Source organism: Legionella lansingensis, from assembly GCF_900187355.1.
In the GTDB taxonomy this organism is placed as follows: domain Bacteria; phylum Pseudomonadota; class Gammaproteobacteria; order Legionellales; family Legionellaceae; genus Tatlockia; species Tatlockia lansingensis.
On record NZ_LT906451.1, the window covers coordinates 473966 to 497223 of the forward strand.

Genomic DNA, 23258 nt, shown 5'->3' on the forward strand with positions numbered 1-23258 from the left:
GGATCGGCGTTATTTTTTGGCGATTGAGTTCTGTAGAGGATAATTTTTTCAACAAAAAACTTGATGTCAGATAGCTACCAAATCAAAATGAATATTTTTGATCAGAAAGTATAGGTGAGCGTTTGCTTTTCGTCAAAGCTATGAGTGGTCTGTACTACATATATGGCTGCATTGTTATGGATTCTTTGGACTGTTTGCCGCAATTCGCTTATTGAAAGGGTAACTTCTACCCTACCACTGTTCATATAAGGACTTTCGGCAGTAAGTTTAAATTCGTTAGGATTACTTGTCGTTTCAATCTTTTGGATTAGATACGAGCTATCAATTTTATCCAATGCTGAGATGTTAAGATGGCCTATATTTTTACTGATGTACTCTGCAACGCTAATTGGATCAAAGATAAGTGGTAATTTTGCAGGGTCAATCTTGCGAATGATTTCATTCAGTTGAACTGATGTAATAGTAATATTTTTAGTCGGTTTATCATTATAGTTAGTCTCGGCAATAACCGTGAATGTTTCACCCTGTTGTGTGATTTTTGATACTGAATAGCTACTGTCTAGATTATCAAGTTCTTTAATGCCAAGCTTACCAAGATTCCTATTCAGGTGGTCCAAAATGGGTAGGAAATAATATTGCAATTCTTCAGTTGGTATGATGGGTAAAGAAGTTACTTGCTGCTCTTTTGCTTCGGCCGCCAAGGTAGCAGTGTTGCTGGCCTCTATGCATAAGCGCAAGCATTCCTCGGGGTCGGTGTTCGCTTTAACAAAAACTTTCTTATCATAATCCCTAGTGCTTTGTATAACTCTGCCTTTATCTTTATCAAAAACGCAATATTGTCTGTCTCCTGTTGCGGTAATTCGATCGCTAACCATCTTCAGTACATTGTTGAAACCCTGTTGTTGTTCTTCTGAGGGTACTACCAAGGGATCATGACCTGCTTTAAGAGCACGTTCATATTGTGGCAAATGATAGCAACGCATCAAATCCAATTTGTGAGCCAGGTTCATTATATGATAAAGATTAATCATTTCCGGAGAATGACTATACTCCTTTAGAAAATCTGGGTTTCCCATATAAAGTATCAATTGAGAATAGTTCTTTATGTCAGTTGCATTCATTTTTAATTCTTTGGCATATTGGATGAATTGTTCGGCGCATTTTTTTCTGTACTCGCGATATTTATCTGGATTTGAGCTAAAACCAAGATCCGACTCTCTTCCTGAAACGCTAAACAGCATGCAAAGTTGCAGATTTTTAATTTGTTCTGCGCTTAAGTGTTCGCAAAATCGTTTTAATTCTGGGTTGGCAAAATGTTAAAAATAATCAACTACGGCAGGAACATAGGTTGCGACGCGTAGAGAATGAGCCAACCCATGATTCGGGCGATAAATATCCTTTCCATCAATGGTTATCTTGTCATCTGTGGGATCTAAGTGAGTTTCCTTATAGGGCTTAGATAAGTAGTGCGTGTAGACATAAATTGCGTGATTAATCAATGCAGATTGATCACCAAGTTCTTGTTCAACACCCAATTTATTAACAATTGTTAGCAGATCATCAACGGGTGTCGGAGAACCCTTAAAGCTCTTTTGCAGTTTGTACACTTCATCATAAAAAGAAACTAAAGCTTGTTTCTTATCGGCTGCAAGATTTGGATGACTGTTTTCGAAAAGTTCTATTAGTTTTCGAAGTTTTACATTTAAGAGAAATAATTTTTCCTCATTGCTTTTTTTAATCTTAAAAAACGAAGATTTTTTAGGTGTGTTCTCAAGCGTTTTATTTAACATTTCATTTGCTTCGATCAAATGATTCCTGATAGCAGCGTCTTTGGAAGAGTACGAACGGGGATGAATATCATCGAGGCTTCTCACAGGAACAGCCTGGAATGTTTTTCTCCCTTCGCTCTTGTACTCGCTATATACGAATTGTACTCCTGGAACAAATAGCGATTCTTCCTCATCTTTCTTGTAAGAAATATGACTGACATCTTTACCCATAGGATTATTTGCAGGTTGCAAAATGCGAACAGTGGTATCAGTTCCTCCTACTTTCATTGCCTGTGGTGTTTGCGAGGTACTGGTAAACCCCTGTTGTTTTAATGGTGTGAAATCCCCTTTAGTAGCTCTGCGTATTCGTTCTTTTAGTATTTGTTCAGGTATACGATAACTACTTTCAGCACGATACAATTCTTCAAATGGAATTTCCTCATCTCTGCTAGGTTTAAAGGCGTCAAGTCTAGTTAAACCATGGGAGGCTATGCATGTACCTAAGATAATTTCTTTGACTATTTTTGTTAATTCAACGGGATCCAATTTTTGAAAATCCTTATGTTGACCATTTGAGCGGAGAAAATTATTTATTTCTTCATAAAATTGCGACGTGTATAAGGTGATGGCCAGTTTTTCTGCATAAGTGAGTTGCGTGTATTTTTTTCTCACGATCAGCATGGTCATAATCTTGTTCTTTGGGCAAGGTAGGGGAGCCAGCTAGTGATGGAAGATGCTTAGCCGTTTTCACAAAGGGTTCATATTTTTTCAGTTCTTGTTCAGTAAATTGAAAATGCTCAAAATCAGGTTGATGCAGTAATATTTGCGTTAAATTAAAAATTTTACCATTGGCCCTCACTTCGAGTTCGCCATAATGATTAAATTGACATATTGATTTCTGACTGGTATCTAAGAAAATTCTTACAACGTCTTCTAAATCCTTTGTAGCATCACTTTTTAATCGAGGTCCTTTCTTAAGCTTTGAAGTAATTTCTCCATAGCTAGGCATGAATACATCTCACATCGATACATATACTTTGAGTATAGATATATAAATGCCATTTTGTATGACATTTGATTAGACTGGAGATTCTGAGTCACTTACTTGCGGTGCAACAGCAGGATCTCTTTTGTGGTAGGGAATCTATCTTATATAGGATGGCCTGGGCGTTGCTGATGGATTAAAAACAGTCTTTCTTTGTTAGTGCACTTACCATAGCGTTGCGAATGGTGAATTTTAGTTGACCAAAACGCATGAGTGTTTCTTACTGGCGAAGTTGGTTTTCCTCGCGCTGTTTTCTTCTTATGAGTTTGACTGGAATTTTTCTCCTGTTTGGTTTGGCATTTGTAAGATGTAATGAACGCGTGAGTAAGAAAGGTTGTCAGTGCTGTTGTTCCTAAAAGAGCGCGATTGGTAGGCGATAGGGGTTTGAATTTTATCGGTGATAAGAATAGAAAGGTGCTTATCGTCAACATGATATATTTGTAAGCAGCTAAGCCATTTTTTATTCCAGTAAAAAAGGGTGGTATCTCTGGTTTCTTTAATGATTGAGCATTTTGTATCAGAAAATTTCTTTTTTGGTGAAGCTGGTTGCGCAGGTTTTCGGGGACCTCTTTAGCCCCTACTAATTTAGAAAGGATAACGTTAATTTCTTTTTGACATAATGTTACCTCGATTTCTGTTTGCAGATTCTTTAACTGGCGTTGTAAATTGATTTCTTCATAAATGCGCATCGTCAAATAGGTGAGGAAGTAAATCGCGCAAAAAGCTGTTATGAACATCAGCATGGATTGCGTCAATGTAAGCATTGTCAGGGCGCCAATGTAAGGATTAAGACCATCAATTACACCGCTGCACGCCGAGGAGAGTAATGCGGGGATGTTCATTTGCCCATACTCTACATTTCTCTTGATGCGTATAGCGGCAATTTGTTCTGATGTTGGTACTGTCATTGCCTGAATATCTGCAAGTAGACTTTTATGCTCTGCCAATATGGTTTGGCGTCTTTCAGACATATGTCGGAACCATATGCGATTAAGCACCGATGAACCACCTAGCACTAAAGCAAGAGGAACAGTCAGCTGACGTAGATCTTGAATATTAAGCAAGTGAAGTAAAGTGAGGTAACTGCTGACACCGCGATAGGTATTTCTGAAGCCTTTCATTGAATCACGAACATAGGGCCACGTGATGGCTACATAATGTTTAAAAAGATTACTATTCTCAGTTTTCCAATGATTAGCGAGTATCGAGAAAGTGATAAGAGCAAGAGCACTTGACGCTGTGGTTGTGATGCCAATAGTGGTTTTCAACCACTCTTGCATCGCTTTTGCAGCTAAATCACTATCGGCAAGAAAGACGTCAAAAGAATATCTAATCATGCTCACAGACAGTTTGCCACTGTCTATCGCCACACAAAGGGAGTGAAAATAAAATTTTTTTGCGAGTTCGCGGCCTGCAGCATCCGTATTTTTAGCAAGTTGATATAGATAGTTAGGTTTTTGATGTTCTTTGGCGCACTTGTTAGAGGCAGTCACTGGTTGTTATTCCCAAAATGCCACATTAAGTTTGCCGGAATTGTACTTTTTCAATAACAGGATGACAAGAAAATCTTCACATTGAAGCCTGCAAAGACAAAATTTTGGTTGGGGGAGTAGGGAGAATGAACGTCGGGCCATGGGGCCCGACACACACCTAATCGCGATGTTCGCGAAGCTTTTCTTTATGTTTGATTAACTGTCGATCAAGTTTGTCTATTAAAGCATCGATTGCTGAGTACAAATCGTCAGATTCGGCTCGGGCATGTAATTCCCCTTTAGCTACTTGAATAGAAGCCTCAGCGATCTGATTTAACTTTTCGATATCAAAAACCACATGAATAGAAGTGATTTTGTCAAAATGCCTTTCGAGCTTGTTGAATTTATCCACAGTAAAAGCCCTCAGGGCAGGTGTAACATCCACATTATGGCCTGTGAAACTGATTTGCATAACGTTCTCCTATGATTTACTAACTACGAATCGTTTTGCGTTCATTGGATGGGGCAATTCCCATTGCTTCGCGGTATTTCGCAACAGTCCGCCGAGCAACCTGAATACCCTGCTCTCCAATTAACTGCGCAATCTTACTATCACTTAAAGGTTTCTTACGATTTTCTGCTGCAATTAATTTCTTAATGACTGCGCGAATAGCCGTAGATGAGCATTCACCACCTGTAACCGTTGCCACGTGACTTGAGAAGAAATACTTCAATTCAAAGACGCCCCGTGGCGTGTGCATGAATTTTTGCGTGGTAACACGGGAAATCGTTGATTCATGCATATCGAGGGCAAGAGCTACATCATTGAGGATAAGAGGTTTCATGGCTTCTTCACCATGCTCCAGAAAATCTTGCTGATATTCCACGATACACTGAGCTACTTTTAGTAGCGTCTCTTGACGGCTTTGAATGCTTTTCAGAAACCATCTTGCCTCTTGCAAATTATTCTTTAAAAACTGGTTATCTGCGCTATTATCCGCTCGTTGGATAAGGGAAGCATAATGTGTGTTAATGCTCAGACGCGGCAATGTATTTTGGTTCAATGCTACTTCCCAGACGCCATCAATTTTTTTAACAATCACGTCTGGAATGATGTACTCTGTAGTGTTTTGTTGAATTAAATTGCCAGGTTTTGGATTTAAGCGTTGGATAATTTGTAAAACTCTATCAAGAGTGGCTTCGTTTACTTGGTGATTTTTCATTAACTGTCGATAGTTATGTTGTCCAAGCAAGTCAATATTCTCACTAATGATGTGTTTGGCCAAGGCTATATCACCGTTACCATCGGGCAGTTGATCAAGCTGTACTAATAACGTCTCTGCTAAATTGATGGAAGCACAGCCCACTGGATCAAAATGCTGAATGCGATGACGAACAGCTTCAATTTCTTCAATATCCAGAGGATGAGCTTCACTGTCTAAACTTGCATGTAATTCTGTCATTGGTAAGGTCAAAAACCCATCATCATCAATGGCATCAATGATGGCTGTGGCAATCACATGATCCACATCACTCATTGGCGTTAAATCTAATTGCCAGCGTAAATGATCCTGTAAATTAGTCGTTGTACAATACAGGTTCTCATAGTTGAAATCTAAATCATCAAAACTGCTTCTTTTGTTTTGACTGGAGTAGAGTTGTGCCCATTGAAAATCAACAAATTCTTCCTGATTTTGCTTTGCTTCTTCAACACGTGGCTCCTCCTTTTCTTCTTTTTCTTCATTGGAGAGGATTTCAAGCATCGGGTTGGATTCAACAACTTGCTGGATCTCTTGCTGCAAATCCAAGGTAGACAGTTGCAACAAACGAATAGCTTGTTGGAGTTGTGGTGTAAGGGTCAATTGTTGACTGATGCTCAGCTGCAACGATGGTTTCATGCAAATCCTCTTTGTCTCTCAACACTATTTACTAAGTTTAACTGATTCAAGAGGATTATCCAGTAGAGAAATCGAGACTATTCTGTGTCATTCCCGCGAAGGCGGGAATCCATTTCCGGGAATGGCTGAGACTTTAATCAGGAATGGATCCCCGCCTACGTGGGATGACACGGGTTGGTAAACACGCTCAAAAAATCGCAGTATTTACCAGCGTTGGGAAAAAAAAGGCCGCTACAGGCCTTCTTCCATCACTTAATTTTCTTCTCTTTAAAAATCACGTGCTTACGCACAACAGGATCATATTTTTTCAACTCAAGCTTTTCAGGGTTATTGCGCGGATTTTTGGTTGTGGTTAAGTAATATCCAGTTCCTGCGCTTGATTCCAGTTTTACTTTGATAGTAACGGCTGCCATGGTATTTTCCTCTCAATTAAACCTTTTCGCCTTTAGCTCTGAGTTTATCCAGAACAGCTTTGATGCCTAATTTATCGATAATTCGCATACCCTTGGTGCTAACTTTAAGTGTTACGAAACGATTTTCTTCTTCGACCCAAAAGCGATGAAGTTTAATGTTGGGCAAAAAGCGTCGCTTTGTTTTGTTGTTGGCGTGCGACACATTGTTACCTGTGGTTGGTCGCTTGCCAGTAACCTGACATACTCTTGACATGGTGGTGACTCCAAATTCGATAAATTATAATTCAGTTCTGTATAAATTCAAGGCATTCGCCAGGCGAATCGGCCGGGTGCAAAATACAAGAGCGGTTTTATAGCAAAAAAAGGCTCATTATGCAATGCTCTTATGATCACACCCATAGCTTCTCAAGAAGTTACAACGGTGTAAGTAGAACAAAAAACTATATCTTATCTTATCACATGGTCACAAACTTGTCAGTAAAGGCTATAATTCGCTCCTTTTAAATGAAGGTGTAATGTGAATGCGAACAATTAAAAGCTTTGTGGTCCGCGGTGGACGTATCAGTAAACGTCAGCAATACGCTTTAGACCATTGGTTAAAGGATTACGAGCTTTCTTTGCAAGAGATACCTTGGAATCTCGAGCAAATATTTGGTAGGCAGGCCGATACTATCGTCGAAATTGGTTTCGGTATGGGCGCCTCCCTACAAGCGATGGCAGAAGAACATCCTGAATTTAATTTTATAGGTATTGAAGTTCATCGGGCAGGTGTTGGTAGTCTAACAGCAGGTTTGCATGAAAAGGGAATCAAGAACGTAAGAATTATTCTTCATGATGCGGTAGAAGTCTTTAAACATTGTTTGCCAAAAGAGACTTTGGCTGGCGTGCAAATTTTTTTTCCTGACCCTTGGCCCAAAAAGCGTCACCACAAGCGTCGATTAATACAAGCGGAATTTATTAAGTTGTTAATTGCGAGCATCAAGTCTGGTGGATTCGTTCATTGTGCCACGGATTGGCAAGAATATGCTGAACATATGCTTGCTGTATTGTCTGTGGAACCTGAACTAAGAAATATGGACGAGAAGGGTGGTTTTTCCCCAAGGCCAAAGACTAGGCCGTTAACCAAATTTGAGCAACGTGGTCATAAGCTCGGGCACGGGGTATGGGATTTGATTTTTAAAAAGATATGAGGCTATGAATAAAACAATTTTGATCTTCATTTGCCCAATATGTAAAAATGGGTCGTGCAACAATTATCAGCTTTTCAATTTTTAAGGGATTAAAATTATGGATCTATTTGATGAAATTAATCAGGCGATTAGAGAAAGCGTACAAGCTTGCCTTCGTTTACTTGAAGAAAAATTAAAATTAGATAGAAACCTTTTAAAGAACTGTTTTTGCCGAGACGGTAAGCAGCAAACAATTCTGAATTACCTTATTGATTTGCATAGCGATGAGCTTAATTTACAAGAGGCTATTGCATGGCTTTTGCAGCACGATGTAAATATTAATTTAAATCAACCACTGCATCTTGCACTAAAACTTGAAAAATTAGATTTGGTACGTCTTATTCTGCAAAAGTGTGTTGTCGAGTCTGTAAAAGAGCCCGGAAAAAAGCTAGATCTTGATTCTCGTGATCACGAAGGGAAGACCCTGATTTATAGGATTCTTCAGGCAGGGGATCTTGAATCTCTCACAATCGTGATTGACAAGGGCATTGATGTTAATCAGCCCAGCCTTTTTACCCAATCTGTGGAGCTGCAACCGTTGCATCAAGCAGTTATTCATAATTTACCAGAGGCTGTTGCAGCATTACTGCGGGTAGGAGCACAGCTTAATAATCCCTTTGGTTTTGCAAACGACAATGCACTCTTGCTAGCTGCACGTACGGGAGCAGTCAAAGTCATCGAGGAAATACTTGCTTTTTGGCGGCGATTGCCTCCAGAACAACAGGATCAAATCTTCTTAAACAAGTCAAATAATAAGCAATATACTGCTATTGGTTTTCTATGTATGCGGTTGCATGACGAGGAAGAACCACAGGAAGCCATACGTGGTATAGCTGTGCTATTGTGTAATGGAGCCAATGTACCTGCCGAACCTCTGCTTCACTCTTTGCTCATGGATAATCGCAAAGCGTTATTTAAGGAAGTAAAAGAGTACACTAAAGGGGATCCCAAATTAGCTGCTGCTTTTCTGCGTCGTTGTCATAATAAAAAAGACCCCTTGCATGAGATTATGTATGCCAAGAATTCCTGGAGCCAAGCTTTAAGACATTTATTTGGTAGAGCAGATGACTTGGCCTTTGAGATGGAAGCGCTGATACCGCTGCCTGATGAAAATTCTCCAAAACAAACCCAGGAACCCAAAGAGCAACACCACCGGGAAGATGAAACGCTATTTGAGAGAGATGAAATTCTCTTTGCACAGTTCGTAAAGGAATATAAAAAATCAATTAATGATCGTATGAAGATATGGAAATGGACCCTATTTAATCCCTGGAGTGAGATGCTTCATTTAATTGCGGAAGGAAAGGTCACTTGTTGGCAGCATGTAGTTAACCACGCTGAAACACATCCTGATACACGTACTGATAAGATAGTTAAACAAATGATGAAATCGACAGAGGCTCTTCATGAGGATTTTAATGCTAGAGAGGAGAATGGTGCAATCCTTAAGACTTAATCTATTGAGAAGACTCCCGTCATTTGCTTGCTTAAAGCGAGTATACCCCATAGAATTCTAATTTTCTGTGTTAAGGCGGGAGATATAGATGAGTTGGAATGAGCCGGATAAGGGCAAGGATCCATGGAGTGGTAAAAATCAGCCACCCGATTTGGATGAGGCACTGAAGCGTTTTCAAGAAAAACTCAAGAAAACCTTTTTTGGCGGCTCCAATCAACCTGAAGGCGGTTCTTCTGGTACTAAAAGTGGTGGTCTACTAGCCCTAATGATTGCCCTACTTGTTTTTGTTTTATGGGCTTTATCCGGAATTTTCATTGTCGATCCCGCTGAGCAGGCTGTCATATTACGCTTTGGCAAATATGTCGAAACAGTAGGTCCAGGACCTCATTGGATTCCGCGTATCATTTCTTCCAAAATTGTAAAAAACGTCGATCGAGTTTCGGATTATTCGTACTCTGCGCAAATGCTAACCAAGGATGAGAACCTTGTTTCGGTCTCTGTCGTGGTGCAGTATCGTATTGGCGATCTTGAAGAATATTTATTTAATGTCTCCGATCCGCAAGAAAGTTTGCAGCAGGCCACTTCAAGTGCGCTAAGACAGGTCGTTGGAACCACTACGTTTGATCAAATTATCACCGAAGGTCGTGAAGCTTGGGGAACCAATGTTCAAGACACTTTAGTTAAAATCCTTAACCAATATAAAGCGGGTATTGTTATTGTGAATGTATCCCCACAACCTGCCCGTGCTCCTGAAAATGTTCAAGATGCTTTTGATGATGCTATCAAAGCAAGAGAAGATGAGAAGCGTTTTAAAGAGCAAGCCTTGGCTTATCAAGCACGCGTTGTCCCCATAGCGGAAGGTAATGCGAAGCGTATTCTTGCAGAGGCACAGGCTTTTGCACAACAAGTAACTTTTCGTGCGCAAGGGGAAGTCGCAGAATTTTTAGCGTTACTCCCTGAGTATGTCTTGGCGCCCTTCGTTACTTCCCAGCGAATGTATTTGGAAACCATGCAGTACGTCTTAAATAAGAGCAGCAAAATTATCGTTGATAATAAAGCAGGGAATTTGCTTTATTTACCTTTGGATAAATTAGTAGGCACTAAAACTGCTTTAGCTACTCCTATGCAGGCAGGAGTGGCTAAAGAAGGTACAGTTAGTAATGAAGCAGAAGGCACGATAGTCACTGATCGCAACATCGGTAGACGCACTTATCGACCGGGGAGGAATGACTAAATGAATGCAGCAAAAACAACACTAGGCATTCTTGCGTTTGTCATCTTAATGGTGGTGTTCGCGAGCGTTTTTACGATTACCCAAGGACAGCATGGAATTTTGCTTCGTCTCGGACGTTTAGTCGTTGATGCTAACACGCAAAAAGTTAAAATTTTGGGTCCAGGGTTACATATAAAAACACCGTTTATCGAAAGTGTGCGGATTTTTGATACTCGCATTCAAACTTTGGATATAAAATCCTCCCGTATCGTTACTAAGGAGAAAAAAGACGTTATCGCTGACTATTATGTCAAATGGCGTATTGCTGACTTGGCCAAATACTATAAGTCCACGGGGGGTAATGAGTTCAAAGCGGAAACGTTGCTCGAGCAACAATTGAATACCTCTTTGCGAGCAGAATTTGGTAAGCGTTTGATTTCTGAAGTGTCTGGTGGACGCGAAGATCTTACAGAAAAGCTCCGTGATAAAGCAGAGCAGCAAGCAAATCAATTGGGAATTCAAATCGTTGATGTGCGGATCAAAGGAATTGAGTTTCCTGAAACCACGAGTAATAACATCTTTCAGTTCATGCGAGCAAATATGCAGAGGATAGCAAATAGTCATCGTGCTGATGGCAGTGCAGCCGCAGAGGCTATTAAAGCGGCTGCTGATGCAAAGGTAACGATTTTGTTGGCGCAAGCACAGAGTGAGGGTCAAAAAATTAGAGCGCGAGGTCAAGCTACGGCGGCTAAAATTTATGCAGACGCTTTTAATAAAAATCCAGATTTCTTTGTTTTTTATCGTAGTCTGAAAGCTTATGAAGGTAGTTTCAATAGTAAACAATCTGTCCTTGTGTTGGATCAAAGCAGTGCTTTTTTTGATTACTTTAGGAATGCATTGACAAAGGGTAATGGCACTAAGCCAGAAAAGACATTATAATGCCCAATTTTTTCTAAATTGGGTTAAGTAATACGCTTAACCCTTTTTTGTTGGAGGCTGTTTGGTGATCATTAATTTCCTCTCGGCATTTGCATTAATGCTTGTGTTTGAGGGTTTAATGCCATTTTCTTCGCCCGCGAAATGGAAGGAACTATTGCGCAAAGTTATTGAACAGGATGAAAGGACTTTGCGTATAACCGGGTTTATCAGCATGCTGGTGGGAGCTATTTTGCTCGCCATTGTTCATCAATTTGCAGAATAAAGAGTCCATTATGGGTAAAAATGTAGTCGTCATTGGAACACAATGGGGTGACGAAGGTAAAGGTAAAATTGTTGATTTGTTAACTCATGATGCACAGGTGGTTGTCCGCTATCAGGGTGGACATAATGCTGGTCATACGCTCAAAATTAAGGGTGAAAAGACTGTGTTGCGCTTGATTCCTTCGGGAATGTTGCGACCTCATGTCAAGTGTTATATCGGCAATGGGGTCGTGTTATCACCTCAAGCTTTGTTGGATGAAATCAAGGAACTGGAACAAAAAGGCATTCATGTTCGTAATCGTTTGCGCATCAGCCAAGCTTGTCCCCTAATTTTACCTTATCATATTGCTTTGGATAAGGCGCGCGAAAATCAAAAGGGAACGGCAGCCATTGGCACAACAGGTCGTGGTATTGGTCCCGCTTATGAAGATAAGGTTGCAAGACGGGCACTGAAAGTTAGGGATTTGCTCTACCCCGAACGCTTCCATAACAAGCTTACTGAACTATTGCAGTACCATAATTTTGTCTTGAAGGAATATTACAAGCAACCCGAGGTTGATTTACAGCAATTATTAGATGACGCTAGGATTTGGGCAGATGAATTAAAAGACATGATCTGTGATGTCACCACTTGTTTGCATGAGCACAGGGAAAAAGGTGATGCTATCCTATTTGAAGGTGCTCAAGGGGTTTATCTTGATATTGATCATGGTACTTATCCCTTTGTGACTTCCTCTAATACTTGTGTAGGTAGTGTAGTGAACGGCGCAGGCTTTGGTCCTCGATACATTGACTATGTCCTGGGTATTACTAAAGCCTATACCACGAGAGTAGGTGGTGGGCCTTTTCCTACTGAACTCCAAGATGAGATAGGTAAAGGCTTAGCAGCACGCGGCAATGAATTTGGTGCAGTTACTGGTCGGCCTCGTCGCTGTGGGTGGTTGGATGCAGTTTTGCTACGACGCTCTATTGAGCTCAATAGCATTACTGGTTTATGCATGACAAAACTTGATGTTTTAGATGGTTTGGCCACCGTCAAAATCGCTGTAGCGTACCGGGATTCTAGTGGACAATTGCTTTCTCGTCCTCCACAGGCGGCAGAAGATTTCGAAGGGTTGGAACCTATCTATGAAGAAATGCCAGGGTGGTCTGAGTCCACAGCTGATGTTACCGATATGAAGCTGTTGCCTGCAAATGCCATCGCTTACATTAAGCGTATCGAAAATTTGCTTGGGGTACCCGTTGACATGCTCTCAACTGGACCAGAACGAGATTCTACTGTCATCTTGCGCGATCCTTTTGAGTTAAAGCAAAGTAGATAGGCACTTGGTTCTGAGAGTAGGCGTTAAGTTAACGATTTTTCTATTCTCGAATTACTGCTCCCGGAGCGAGTCCGGGAGCGGGGATTCGAGAACGCTTAACTTAATGGCAATGGGCATTTGGCTGCATGGAGGTGCTATGCGTTCTGCTTTTTGGAAAATGTTAAAGGATTATCAGCCAGTTAGCACAACAGGGGTCTTGGCTCATACCTACTATTGGCTTACATGGCTCGGATCCGGTGACTTTGTTTATAAGAATCCAAACTTTAAACCACCTGAAACTGAGGATCCTTCTCTTAAACAGGGTATTGTTATTTATTGCGTTTATGGCACTGCAGACCAACCTGGCTCATTTGCTCGCATTGCAAGCCGTCTGCTGGCAGAAGGGGTGCCTGATTATGTCTCAGAAATCCATCTTGTGGCTTTTGATCACCGATATCAGGGTAAAGGGATTCGTTATTTCTCTAAAAAATTAATAGAAAAGATAAAGACAAATGGCCATAGCCATGTCATTTTTATGGGGCATTCACGAGGGGGGATAATTATTGCCGACGCCACAGAATATCGCGCAGCAGCAGAAGGGATTAAGGTGCATGGTGTTGTCTCTATCTGCGCACCTCATGGTGGCTCTCCATTGGCCATACAACCGTTATCATTATTTTCAACTTCAGTAGAAGAGATGCAAATTAATAGCTCGTTTCTAGCTAGACTGAATAAAAAAATTTCACAATCAGAAAATAACTATTTTTTTGTGGCTGTTGAAGAAGATGCTATTGTTCCTCCTGAAGCTACCTTCGTAGAAGGTTACGTTGAAAAACATCCTGAGTCTCGATTGATTCTCAATCGTCATGGACATCTATCTATTATGTCCTCTAGACGCCTGGTAAGGCATCTCGGAGAGAAGTTGTTTGAATTTGGTGCAACTTTATTCCCACAAAGTAAGTCTGATTTAAACGTTACTACTGTCTCTGGAAAAGAAGAGATAGATGAGTGGATAGATATAACGGGCGATGATTCTGGTGAGCATTTGTTTGAGGTTGCTTTATCTCCACAAAATAAGTCTGATTTAAACGGTGATGATGCTATCCCTGAAAAAGCAGAGATAGAAGGCGAGTGGGTAGATGTAACGGGTGATGATGATTTTGCAGCTGATCGTTTGCCAAGCATGAGTAAATAAATGCGCGCTATCCTGGTTACTGCCATTAAATTAAAGATTTTAGTGTCTCGAATTACCGTGACTTGACCACGGTATCCATTTTAGTGGGGCGCTTTGCTTAAATAGGTTTTTTCAAATTCACTTAGCTTTTCTTCCAACTGCCATTGCAATTTTGCTTTTTCATTGTTTTTAATGAATTGTAGGCAGCTTTGGCTTTGGAAGTTAGCGCACTCAGAGATGGGTTTAGCCTCTTTAGGATCTGCCCATAGACTTTTCCCAGGCAAGAAACTATAAGTGAGTGCATTGCGATTGATTAGTTTTAAGGTAGGGTAGTCAATATCATGATTTAAAACAGCTTCAACATATTCGCGAGTAAGATCCGTACGCAGAATGCCTTCATCATCAGTAGATAGAACCACCGGAACGTTATGTGTCAGGTAATAACGTAGAGGATGGGCTTTACCATAGCAGCCAAGGATTTCTCGGTTACTGGTTAAATTGATTTCAATGGGGATTTGCTTGGTAGCCATGGTTCTTAAGAGATCCTCGGAGTTATCTTCGTATGCGATAGCTGTACCATGTCCTATTCTTTCTGCATGGGCAATATGAACGGCCTCATTAATATGAAAATTCAAATCATTAGGTTCAACAAAACTAGGTGCTAATTCTCCAGCATGTAAACTAAGATGGACTGCAGGGTAGGCTTTACGCAAAAAAGCAAAGATTTGCATTTGTTGATGATAATCGCGCAAGGAAATGATTCCATCTTCTGGCTGCACAAGATTGACCGCCACGATATCTTTAGAGTTGGACGCGGCTGCAAAGGCATTGAGGGCTTGAGCGAACACTTTTTCAAGTGGCTGCTCACGCAAGACATAGTACTGAAACCTTACTGTTAGTTGGCAAACCTCCTGATTTGGAGATTGAGTACAGCCCAGTTTTTTCCTGGTTTTTTTCAACAGATCAGCGCTTTCATCGATGGTAAATTTAATATTTTCCTGAAAAGCTTTATCTGCGAGTAATTTTTTTTGTGCGTTAGCGTAAGTATTTTTCAGTAGATCAGGGGTTCCAAAAAAAGAAGAGCGTGCATTATCGGGTAATATCATAATTTCTAAATATTGTTCATGCTGATTAGCTGCGCGTTGCATGATGTCGGCTAGTAATTCCGGGCTATAGCCAAGTACTACGGGCATGAATTTAGAAAAGCTGTTAAAAAAATGGTCGTGACCTGATTCATTGCCAGGGTTAAAATTCTTCATTGACCAGGCTTGAATTGTTTTATCATAAAGAGTTGGTTGATTCATGAGTTCTTGAACGTTAATACTCTGACATTCTTCAATCCTTTTGCTTACCGCAAAAGTCCCTTTATCCAAACAGTAATTTTCGCGAGCCGCGATCGTAAGCATCTTTTCAGGGTAGGCTCCCCCAGCTAGGTGATAATGCAGTTCGCCTCCTTTAGGCATTTGTTTCAAAAAAGTATACAAGGCATTGGGATCATTTTTAATGTCGTTAAAATAGTGATTAATGTCTGCAAGAACGAGGGATTGCCAACCGAGGAAAAATAAAAAAATGGTAAATTTAAAGAAACGCATAAAAACTCAGAAACAGCCGATCGTTTAGAGGGCGATTATCTCATAAAACAGTGCCAAGAGTCTAACTTATTTATGCAATAAGAATAAATTTTGATCATTAAGCTAAGGAAGGCCACAGGTATAATGCCTGTGGCCTGCTCATTATCGTTTCGCAACTGCAAGGCCTTTTAGGATTGTCAGTGCAGCATATAATTGATAATCCTCATGCAGTAAATCCTCATCATCTTTTACTGCAAGATGATTGCCTTGTTTTTCAGTTTCACCATTAAGTAAGTGACCATTTAAATCTGCCTCACTAAAACCGGCAAAAGCGCCTGCCTTATTATCCGCTTTGGGTACAGATATTTCCTCAACCACAATATCAGGTGTAATGCCCTTTGCTTGAATAGAGGTGCCTGCTGGTGTGTAGTACAGGGCTGTCGTTAATTTAATGCCGCGTTTATCATCGAGCGGCAGTACGGTTTGTACAGAGCCTTTACCAAAGCTTTGGGTGCCAAGAATAATCGCCCGTTTATTATCTTTCAGAGCGCCGGCTACAATTTCAGAAGCAGAAGCTGAACCATTGTTAATCAAAACTACCAAAGGAGCGTTATCAAGGATGTCACCAGGGTTGGCTAGGGCCGTGAATTTTGAACCAGGTAAACGGCCTTGAGTATAAACAATCAATTCAGGTTTACCACTTTTGCCTGCATCAAGAAAAGCATCAGAGACTTGAATGGCTGAGTCCAATAAGCCGCCAGGGTTATTGCGTAAATCAAGGATAAGGCCTTTTAATTTACCTCCAGCCTGTTGCTTAAGCTGAGCAAGCGCTCTCTCCATATCATCACCGGTCATTGCTTGAAATTGTGTCAAGCGGATGTAACCATAGCCATCATCAAGTAACTTGCTCTTTACACTTTTTACTAAAATCTTTTCACGAACCACAGAAAAACTAAGTGGTTTGCTTTCGCCTTTGCGCAAAATAGTTAAATCAAGGGTAGTTCCTTCTTTACCTCGCATAAGATCAACGGCTTCTTTTAAAGTGATCCCTTGCACAGATTTTGTCCCGAGCTTAATGATGTAATCGCCTGCCTTGATCCCTGCTTTCCAAGCGGGCGTATCCACCAAAGGCGTCACGACTTTAACAACGCCTTCTTCCATGGTGACTTCGATACCTAAACCACCAAACTCACCACTGGTGGATGTTTGTAATTCTTTAAAGGAATCTTCATCCAGGTAAGTTGAATGCGGATCAAGACCATTTAGCATTCCACGGATAGCATTATCAAATAATTCCTTGTCATCCACTGGTTTTACGTAGTACTTTTTGATTTGACCAATGGCATTAGAAAATCGCTGGACGTCCTCCATTGGAATTCTTTTAGTGGCTGTATCTTCAGGTGTGGTTGTTTCTTCAACAGCAGTAAATGCTGCCGAAGGAAAAAGGAAAGCGGTCGTTAGTAAAGCGACAAGCGCTTTATAATAAAACCGTTTGTTGTGCATACTGTTCTCCTTGGTAGGTTGGCGCGCAACAAGCGGCCAGCTCCGGGTATAGGTACATGTAGCAATATAAATGCCAAGGCCTAATTAAGAGTTTGGTTAATAAATTCTGCTATCGATTTAAAATAACTAACTATTGATTCCCGGTCTTCCCGGTCCTTTGGGGGTGTTTGTGTTACATCAACTGTGGTCCTTGATCATCTGCTAGCGAATCTATTAATTTCCTCTAAGACAACCACTCAAGCGCTGAAATCGCTTTTCCACGATGTCTTACTTCGAAGTATAGTCCGTTTTGTTTGAGTCCGCCGCTATGGCCTACTGTGGCAACTTGCTCTCCCTGTAGAACACTGCTTCCCTTTGATTTAAATAAGGATTGATTGTGTGCGTATAGCGTCATAAAGCCTTGGCCATGATCAATGATTAATAAGAGTCCATAGCCATTCAACCAATCGCTAAACACGACTTTCCCAGGGTAGACGGCAGTGACTGGAGTTCCTTCAGCGGCAAAAAATGTCACGCCTTGATTCATTCGTTGGAAAGCGTTTCTTCCTCCCTGTATTGGTCTGGGTAATTTCCTACGCATCTGACTAAAAGGTCTTGTTGCCTGCATCTGGACACTTTGCACGGCTAAGGTTTTTAATAAATGAGTAAGGTTGGCCTTGTTTTGTTCGTATTCAGCTAACGTATGTTGTTTTGTTTGAATTTCACTATTTAATGATTGGATGACTGCAGTATGATAACGTTTACCGCGTTCTAGTTGTCTTTGATGGACACTAAGCTTGTACTGTAGCTCTTTTTGCTCGATGAGCTCTGTTTTTAATGCGTTTTGGTTTAAGGTAATATCGCGCTTGGTGGCATCGATTTGATCGATAATATGTTGTCTTGATTGAATCACATATTGATAGAAGGTGAGTAAGCGGCTAACAGCATAAGGTTCGTCCTGATTGAGCAACCACTTAAGCGGTTGATATTCACCCATTTTATAACGTGTACGTACGTGTTCAGCAAGCAAGTGCTGCTGAGCAGCCAATTGTTTATTCAGCTCATTAAGTTTCTGTTCTAAAATATTAATTTTTTGCTGCTTTGATTGCATATCTTTTTGAATCGTTTGTAATTGACGTATACCTTCCCCAATCTGTTTTTCAGTGCTGGCAAGTTCCGAATTCAGGATGCTGCGTTTATCATGGGCATGAGCCAAGGTCTGCTTCAGCTGATTGATTTGAACGTCCAATTTTCTCAGTTTGGTTTTGGTTTGCGTAATCGCTGTACTCTCAGCTCGTAACTCGGTGGTTAAGAGAACAAAGAGCGCGATCAGGCTAAAAAACTTCAAGATCGCGTGTAATATCATGGATTCTCTGCCAATAATGCAACGCCGGTCATTTCTTTAGGCTGCTCAATCCCTAATAAGGCCAGCATGGTTGGAGCAACATCAATCAAGCTCCCTGTTTCATGGGTGAAATACCAGTTGCCGCCAATAAAGAGTAGTGGCACAGGTTGAGATGTGTGGGCTGTATGTGCTTGGGAAGTTGACTCATCAAACATAGCCTCAGCATTCCCATGATCGGCTGTTATTAACATTGCCCCATTTTTTTCCAGAACAGCTTGCCCAATGTCATGCATGCATTTATCCAGGCACTCCACTGCTTTTACAGTGGCAGCAAAATCGCCAGTATGTCCTACCATATCAGCATTGGCATAATTGCAAATAATCACATCATAAGCATCGCTGCGAATGGCATCTACTAAAGCATGTGTCACTTCCGGCGCGCTCATCTCCGGCAGTAAATCATAGGTGGCTACCAGCGGAGATGGAATGAGGAGCCTGTCTTCGTTGGCAAAAACATGTTCTGAGCCGCCATTGAAGAAAAAGGTAACATGAGCATATTTCTCCGTCTCGGCGATACGCAATTGACTTAAATCAGCATTGGCAAGGACTTCCCCTAGCGTGTTGCGTAAGGTCATTGGTGGGAAAGCACATTCCGTTGCTAAATGTTTTGAATATCGAGTCATACTGACAAAATGTGCTAATAAAGGCTGTCTTGGACGGATGAACCCCTCAAACGATTCATTTAAAAAAGCTTGTGTCAACTGGCGCGCGCGGTCGGCACGAAAGTTGAAAAAGAAGATCGAATCTCCATCTTCAATGGGTCGACCTTGTCCAATGAGGGTAGGAGGAATAAATTCATCAAATTTTTTCTCCGCATAAAATGCATGAATCGCAGCTTCTGCAGTTTCAAAGTGAAAACTGTCTTGTCCTTCTGTTAGTAGGCGATAAACAGGTGCAATTCTTTCCCAACGTTGATCGCGGTCCATAGCAAAATAGCGTCCAGTGATAGAGTTTATTGTGCCTACAGGATGTTTGGCTAGTTCTTGATTGAGCTGTTTTAAACTGCGTAAGGCGCTTTGAGGTGGTGTGTCACGACCATCAAGAAATAAATGCAAACAAACGTTGCGAAACTCAACATGATGGCATAAAGCTAAAAAGGCAAATAGATGCTTCTCATGGCTGTGAACGCCACCTGGAGAGAGTAAGCCCATAACATGTAAACATTTGCCTGCGCTTTTGACGTCTTCAATGAGCTTAAGCAGTACTGGATTTTTCTCATATTCACCACTGTTAATTGCGTCATTAATACGGGTGAAATCTTGTGGGATAACACGACCCGCTCCGATATGCATGTGTCCGACTTCTGAGTTTCCCATTTGTGCGTCGGGTAAGCCGACTTGCTGGCCTGAGGCCTCCAGTAAGATATGAGGATAGGTTGACCACCATTCATCCCATTGCGGAGTGTGTGCCAAAGCGATTGCATTATGAGCAATGTCTTTTCGATACCCCCAACCGTCAAGAATGATTAAAACAAGTGGTTTTTTTCTGTCCATCAAAATCTCATTTAAGAAAAAGGTGATTATATACTTGTTTTGATAGTTTATACTCGATCTCCAAGTATTTTTTGATTTGTCGAATTAGAAAGCTTGAAGATTGAGTACAGTGCAGTACTTAATATTTTGTTGCAAAGCGGTTAGACTATCACCCATTTTGTAAAAATCGGGTGAAATGGGTTGAATGATATATTACCTAAACACATTGCTATCATAATGGATGGGAATGGACGTTGGGCACAAAATCGTGGATTGCTTAGAGTTGAAGGACATCGCGCTGGCGTTGAGACGGTAAAAACAGTGATTCGTTGTTGTTTGCAAACGCAAATACCCATATTGAGCTTGTTTGCTTTTAGTAGTGAAAATTGGTCGCGGCCGGAAAATGAAGTTGAATTTCTCATGCAGCTTTTTATAGAAGCTCTGGGTCATGAAGTGCAAGAATTGCATCAGCATGGTGTCTGTTTACGTTTTACTGGAGATAGAACAGGCTTATCACAAAAATTACAAGAACAGATGCAGTCTGCAGAAAAACTTACGACGAATAATAATCGTTTAATTCTTAATGTTGTTGTCAACTATGGTGGTAAATGGGATATTGTTCAGGCGGTGAAAGCAATTGCGAAACAGGTTTGCGCAGGGCAATTAAAGCTCGAAGACATAGATGAATCGTTAATAGGGAATGCTCTTAGCACGCATGATTTGCCGGATCCTGATTTGTTTATACGTACCAGTGGTGAGCAAAGAATCAGTAATTTTTTTCTTTGGCAATTAGCTTATACGGAACTGTATTTTACGGATATCCAGTGGCCTGATTTTACTGCCGAAGAATTTAAAAAAGCATTGACTAGTTTCAGCCTGCGAGAACGGCGTTACGGTAAAACATCCCAGCAATTAAATAAGGCAAAACATGTTTAGACAACGGCTTTTAACCACCTTAGTTTTAGTGCCTTTAGTTCTCTTGTTCCTTTACTATGCCACGAACCCGATATTTGCTAGTTTAATTTTAATTATACTTGTTGGTTGTGCACTTGAATGGTTACCGTTAGTTCCTCTACAGTCTTTGTGGATGAAATTTAGTTTTATTATCCTGATATTGGGTTTGACCTGGTTGGTGCAATATGGTTTTCTCTATTGGCTAATGGTTAATTTATTGCTCTGGGTTCTGATCTTGGTTGCTGTGCTGTTCTTCCCCAAATCGCAAGACGTATGGGGTTTCCGCTGGGTCGTTGTTGTGGCTGGTGTAATTGTATTACCTGTCTTTGCTCAAAGCATGATAAGCATTCATTATCTAAACCAAGGGAAGGCTTTAATCCTTTACTTTCTTCTTTTGATTTGGGCCGCTGATATAGGAGCTTATTTAATCGGCAGACAGTGGGGGCGTCATAAGCTTATACCTGCTGTAAGCCCCGGAAAGACAATAGAAGGTTCTGTGGGTGGTCTTATGCTTTCTTTGTTCGTGTCGTTGGGAGGCTATTTTTATTTTCACCCTCAAGCGACTGTCAATTGGTTTGTTCTTGCTTTTGCTACGGCACTGATTTCCATACTGGGTGATTTATTTATTAGTATTCTTAAAAGAAGAGCTAAACTAAAAGATACCGGACATTTATTGCCTGGCCATGGGGGAGTCCTTGATCGCTTGGACAGTATGATTGCCGCCTCCCCTCTATTTTATTGTGGCTTACAATTTTGGGCACCTGGATTGTAATATGCTTCTAACCTTATTTTATTTTTTTCTTGCCTTATTATTGCTAATTACCGTGCATGAGTACGGTCATTTTATCGTTGCTCGTTTGTGTGGTGTTAAAGTTCTACGTTTTTCTTTTGGCTTTGGAAAAGTGTTGGCTCGTTGGCATGATAAAAAGGGGACAGAGTATGCCTGGTCACTTTTTCCCTTGGGCGGCTACGTCAAGATGCTGGATGAGAATGAGGCCGAAGTTCCTGAAAATGAACGACATCTTGCATTCAACAATAAATCCGTTTGGGCCCGGATTGCCATTGTTGTCGCTGGACCGATGTTTAATTTTCTTTTTGCTTTTCTCGCTTTGTGGTTAGTCTTGATCATTGGTATTTACTCTTTAGCGCCGATGATAGATAACGTTCGGGCTAATAGTATAGCCGCGATCGCAGGCTTGGAAGCAAAACAAGAAATCCTAAGTTTGAATAACAAAGAGGTAGCAAGCTGGCGTGATTTTCAATTTGCACTCATGCCTCTACTTGGTAGCTCTGAAACAGTAACCATCACCGTTAAGTCACTTGCTAATGGTAAGGTCAAAGAATTGTCTTTGCCATTAGAGCATTGGACGTTGGACGCAAATAATCCAGACCCTCTGGGTAGCTTGGGAATAGTCCCATTTATTCCTAGTGTTCCGCCGATTGTGGGAGAGGTAGTCGGAAATTCTCCAGCTCAAAAAGCCGGTTTGCGAACCGGGGATATTATTAAACACATAAATAACAAACCCTTGGATGATTGGTTTGAATTGGTAAATTATGTAAGACAACACCCTAATGAATCTTTGCTCTTATCGATTTCACGACAAGGAAGAGCCTATGACGTGCGAGTGCAAATCGGCGCAAAAGCTGGAGACAATAATGAGGAAGGTTTTCTAGGTGTTCGCTCACAAAAAGTTAACTGGCCTCCCCAATGGTTACGTCTTCAACGTCAGGGGCCAATCACTGCACTCGGCACAGCTTTTACACAAACCATTGATCTTACTGGGGCTACGTTCTCTTTAATTTGGCGTTTTGCTACTGGTAAACTGGGGTTAAAAAGCATCAGTGGTCCTGTTGGTATTGCTCAAGGGGCTGGAGAGTCGGGACGCAGTGGCTTGGCTTACTATTTATCATTTCTAGCTTTGGTTAGTATCAGTTTAGGAGTGTTAAACTTATTACCTATTCCTCTGCTGGATGGAGGACATTTAATGTATTGTTTATTGGAAATTGTTAGAGGCGGCCAGCCACTTTCTGACGAAATGAAATCAGTGGGCATTTATTTAGGTTTAATTTTTTTAGTGGCATTAACAATTTTGGCATTAAGTAATGATTTGGCGCGGTTGATCGGGTGAAGAAGTAACTTCTTATAAGTTCGGCGCAAAAGATATTTTCAAAACCTTTGAAATCCGATCTTCGAGTTTTGTTGC

General features: G+C 41.0%; 20 protein-coding genes and 1 pseudogene. 10 read left to right on the forward strand and 11 right to left on the reverse strand.

The window, feature by feature from the left end; translation table 11 throughout:
* Positions 1-101: 101 nt before the first annotated feature.
* From CKV79_RS13975 to rpmB, 7 genes and pseudogenes are all read right to left on the reverse strand, one after another.
* Positions 102-2456, reverse strand: a pseudogene (locus CKV79_RS13975) (SidE phosphodiesterase domain-containing protein).
* Positions 2368-2778 carry a hypothetical protein gene (locus CKV79_RS02300; protein ID WP_028372153.1) on the reverse strand — a complete coding sequence of 137 codons (411 nt, stop codon included), beginning with the start codon at positions 2776-2778 and terminating at the stop codon, positions 2368-2370. The pseudogene CKV79_RS13975 and the gene CKV79_RS02300 overlap by 89 nt, the downstream one beginning before the upstream one ends.
* A 140-nt stretch (positions 2779-2918) precedes the next feature.
* The gene (locus tag CKV79_RS02305) at positions 2919-4307 is read right to left on the reverse strand and encodes an ADP-ribosylation factor GTPase-activating family protein (RefSeq protein ID WP_028372154.1); all 1389 of its coding nucleotides are present in this window, start codon (positions 4305-4307) and stop codon (positions 2919-2921) included.
* Positions 4308-4464: 157 nt separating this feature from the next.
* Positions 4465-4758: a ribosome hibernation-promoting factor, HPF/YfiA family gene (hpf, locus tag CKV79_RS02310; protein WP_028372155.1), complete on the reverse strand. Its 294-nt coding sequence runs from the start codon at positions 4756-4758 to the stop codon at positions 4465-4467.
* Positions 4759-4777: 19 nt separating this feature from the next.
* Positions 4778-6184, reverse strand: coding sequence for an RNA polymerase factor sigma-54 (locus CKV79_RS02315; RefSeq protein WP_028372156.1), 1407 nt, complete (start codon positions 6182-6184; stop codon positions 4778-4780).
* A 248-nt stretch (positions 6185-6432) separates the two neighbouring features.
* The gene (gene rpmG, locus CKV79_RS02320; protein ID WP_028372157.1) at positions 6433-6597 is read right to left on the reverse strand and encodes a 50S ribosomal protein L33; all 165 of its coding nucleotides are present in this window, start codon (positions 6595-6597) and stop codon (positions 6433-6435) included.
* Between the two features lie 16 nt (positions 6598-6613).
* Positions 6614-6850, reverse strand: coding sequence for a 50S ribosomal protein L28 (gene rpmB / locus CKV79_RS02325; RefSeq protein ID WP_028372158.1), 237 nt, complete (start codon positions 6848-6850; stop codon positions 6614-6616).
* 268 nt (positions 6851-7118) lie between these two features.
* Here rpmB and trmB point away from each other — a divergent pair, with 268 nt between their 5' ends.
* The 7 genes from trmB to CKV79_RS02360 all read left to right on the forward strand — a co-directional run bounded on the left by trmB (position 7119) and on the right by CKV79_RS02360 (position 14191).
* On the forward strand, positions 7119-7787 hold the full coding sequence (trmB, locus tag CKV79_RS02330) for a tRNA (guanosine(46)-N7)-methyltransferase TrmB (RefSeq protein WP_028372159.1): 669 nt from the start codon (positions 7119-7121) through the stop codon (positions 7785-7787).
* Positions 7788-7884: 97 nt separating this feature from the next.
* Positions 7885-9282, forward strand: coding sequence for a Dot/Icm T4SS effector AnkC/LegA12 (gene ankC / locus CKV79_RS02335; RefSeq protein ID WP_028372160.1), 1398 nt, complete (start codon positions 7885-7887; stop codon positions 9280-9282).
* A gap of 88 nt (positions 9283-9370) precedes the next feature.
* Complete coding sequence (gene hflK / locus CKV79_RS02340; protein ID WP_028372161.1) at positions 9371-10516, forward strand: FtsH protease activity modulator HflK; 1146 nt, start codon at positions 9371-9373, stop codon at positions 10514-10516.
* Entirely contained in the window at positions 10517-11434 is a 918-nt protein-coding gene (hflC, locus tag CKV79_RS02345) for a protease modulator HflC (protein ID WP_028372162.1), read from the forward strand.
* Between the two features lie 64 nt (positions 11435-11498).
* Entirely contained in the window at positions 11499-11696 is a 198-nt protein-coding gene (locus tag CKV79_RS02350; RefSeq protein WP_028372163.1) for a DUF2065 domain-containing protein, read from the forward strand.
* 10 nt (positions 11697-11706) lie between these two features.
* The gene (locus tag CKV79_RS02355; protein WP_028372164.1) at positions 11707-13017 is read left to right on the forward strand and encodes an adenylosuccinate synthase; all 1311 of its coding nucleotides are present in this window, start codon (positions 11707-11709) and stop codon (positions 13015-13017) included.
* A gap of 136 nt (positions 13018-13153) precedes the next feature.
* Positions 13154-14191, forward strand: coding sequence for an alpha/beta hydrolase (locus CKV79_RS02360; RefSeq protein ID WP_157737125.1), 1038 nt, complete (start codon positions 13154-13156; stop codon positions 14189-14191).
* Positions 14192-14271: 80 nt separating this feature from the next.
* Here the strand turns inward: CKV79_RS02360 and CKV79_RS02365 are convergent, their stop codons facing one another.
* The 4 genes from CKV79_RS02365 to gpmI form a co-directional block, all read right to left on the reverse strand.
* On the reverse strand, positions 14272-15762 hold the full coding sequence (locus CKV79_RS02365; protein WP_028372165.1) for an adenosine deaminase family protein: 1491 nt from the start codon (positions 15760-15762) through the stop codon (positions 14272-14274).
* Between the two features lie 141 nt (positions 15763-15903).
* Positions 15904-17244: a S41 family peptidase gene (locus CKV79_RS02370; protein ID WP_028372166.1), complete on the reverse strand. Its 1341-nt coding sequence runs from the start codon at positions 17242-17244 to the stop codon at positions 15904-15906.
* Between the two features lie 223 nt (positions 17245-17467).
* On the reverse strand, positions 17468-18589 hold the full coding sequence (locus tag CKV79_RS02375) for a murein hydrolase activator EnvC family protein (protein WP_028372167.1): 1122 nt from the start codon (positions 18587-18589) through the stop codon (positions 17468-17470).
* Positions 18586-20121, reverse strand: coding sequence for a 2,3-bisphosphoglycerate-independent phosphoglycerate mutase (gene gpmI, locus CKV79_RS02380; RefSeq protein WP_028372168.1), 1536 nt, complete (start codon positions 20119-20121; stop codon positions 18586-18588). Before gpmI ends, CKV79_RS02375 begins: the two co-directional genes overlap by 4 nt.
* Before the next feature lie 180 nt (positions 20122-20301).
* Here gpmI and CKV79_RS02385 point away from each other — a divergent pair, with 180 nt between their 5' ends.
* The 3 genes from CKV79_RS02385 to rseP are packed head-to-tail and all read left to right on the forward strand — an operon-like array spanning position 20302 to position 23183.
* On the forward strand, positions 20302-21036 hold the full coding sequence (locus tag CKV79_RS02385) for an isoprenyl transferase (protein ID WP_028372169.1): 735 nt from the start codon (positions 20302-20304) through the stop codon (positions 21034-21036).
* Positions 21029-21826 carry a phosphatidate cytidylyltransferase gene (locus CKV79_RS02390; protein ID WP_028372170.1) on the forward strand — a complete coding sequence of 266 codons (798 nt, stop codon included), beginning with the start codon at positions 21029-21031 and terminating at the stop codon, positions 21824-21826. The genes CKV79_RS02385 and CKV79_RS02390 overlap by 8 nt, the downstream gene beginning before the upstream one ends.
* Before the next feature lies 1 nt (position 21827).
* Positions 21828-23183, forward strand: coding sequence for an RIP metalloprotease RseP (rseP, locus tag CKV79_RS02395; protein WP_028372171.1), 1356 nt, complete (start codon positions 21828-21830; stop codon positions 23181-23183).
* Positions 23184-23258 lie beyond the last annotated feature (75 nt).

Bases quoted from the DNA above. Each gene is read 5' to 3' on its own strand.
- CKV79_RS02300 (WP_028372153.1), bottom strand. From the start codon at position 2,778: ATGCCTAGCTATGGAGAAATTACTTCAAAGCTTAAGAAAGGACCTCGA.
- hpf (WP_028372155.1), bottom strand. From the start codon at position 4,758: ATGCAAATCAGTTTCACAGGCCATAATGTGGATGTTACACCTGCCCTG.
- CKV79_RS02315 (WP_028372156.1), bottom strand. From the start codon at position 6,184: ATGAAACCATCGTTGCAGCTGAGCATCAGTCAACAATTGACCCTTACA.
- rpmG (WP_028372157.1), bottom strand. From the start codon at position 6,597: ATGGCAGCCGTTACTATCAAAGTAAAACTGGAATCAAGCGCAGGAACT.
- rpmB (WP_028372158.1), bottom strand. From the start codon at position 6,850: ATGTCAAGAGTATGTCAGGTTACTGGCAAGCGACCAACCACAGGTAAC.
- trmB (WP_028372159.1), top strand. From the start codon at position 7,119: ATGCGAACAATTAAAAGCTTTGTGGTCCGCGGTGGACGTATCAGTAAA.
- ankC (WP_028372160.1), top strand. From the start codon at position 7,885: ATGGATCTATTTGATGAAATTAATCAGGCGATTAGAGAAAGCGTACAA.
- hflK (WP_028372161.1), top strand. From the start codon at position 9,371: ATGAGTTGGAATGAGCCGGATAAGGGCAAGGATCCATGGAGTGGTAAA.
- hflC (WP_028372162.1), top strand. From the start codon at position 10,517: ATGAATGCAGCAAAAACAACACTAGGCATTCTTGCGTTTGTCATCTTA.
- CKV79_RS02355 (WP_028372164.1), top strand. From the start codon at position 11,707: ATGGGTAAAAATGTAGTCGTCATTGGAACACAATGGGGTGACGAAGGT.
- CKV79_RS02360 (WP_157737125.1), top strand. From the start codon at position 13,154: ATGCGTTCTGCTTTTTGGAAAATGTTAAAGGATTATCAGCCAGTTAGC.
- CKV79_RS02365 (WP_028372165.1), bottom strand. From the start codon at position 15,762: ATGCGTTTCTTTAAATTTACCATTTTTTTATTTTTCCTCGGTTGGCAA.
- CKV79_RS02370 (WP_028372166.1), bottom strand. From the start codon at position 17,244: ATGCACAACAAACGGTTTTATTATAAAGCGCTTGTCGCTTTACTAACG.
- CKV79_RS02375 (WP_028372167.1), bottom strand. From the start codon at position 18,589: ATGATATTACACGCGATCTTGAAGTTTTTTAGCCTGATCGCGCTCTTT.
- gpmI (WP_028372168.1), bottom strand. From the start codon at position 20,121: ATGGACAGAAAAAAACCACTTGTTTTAATCATTCTTGACGGTTGGGGG.
- CKV79_RS02390 (WP_028372170.1), top strand. From the start codon at position 21,029: ATGTTTAGACAACGGCTTTTAACCACCTTAGTTTTAGTGCCTTTAGTT.
- rseP (WP_028372171.1), top strand. From the start codon at position 21,828: ATGCTTCTAACCTTATTTTATTTTTTTCTTGCCTTATTATTGCTAATT.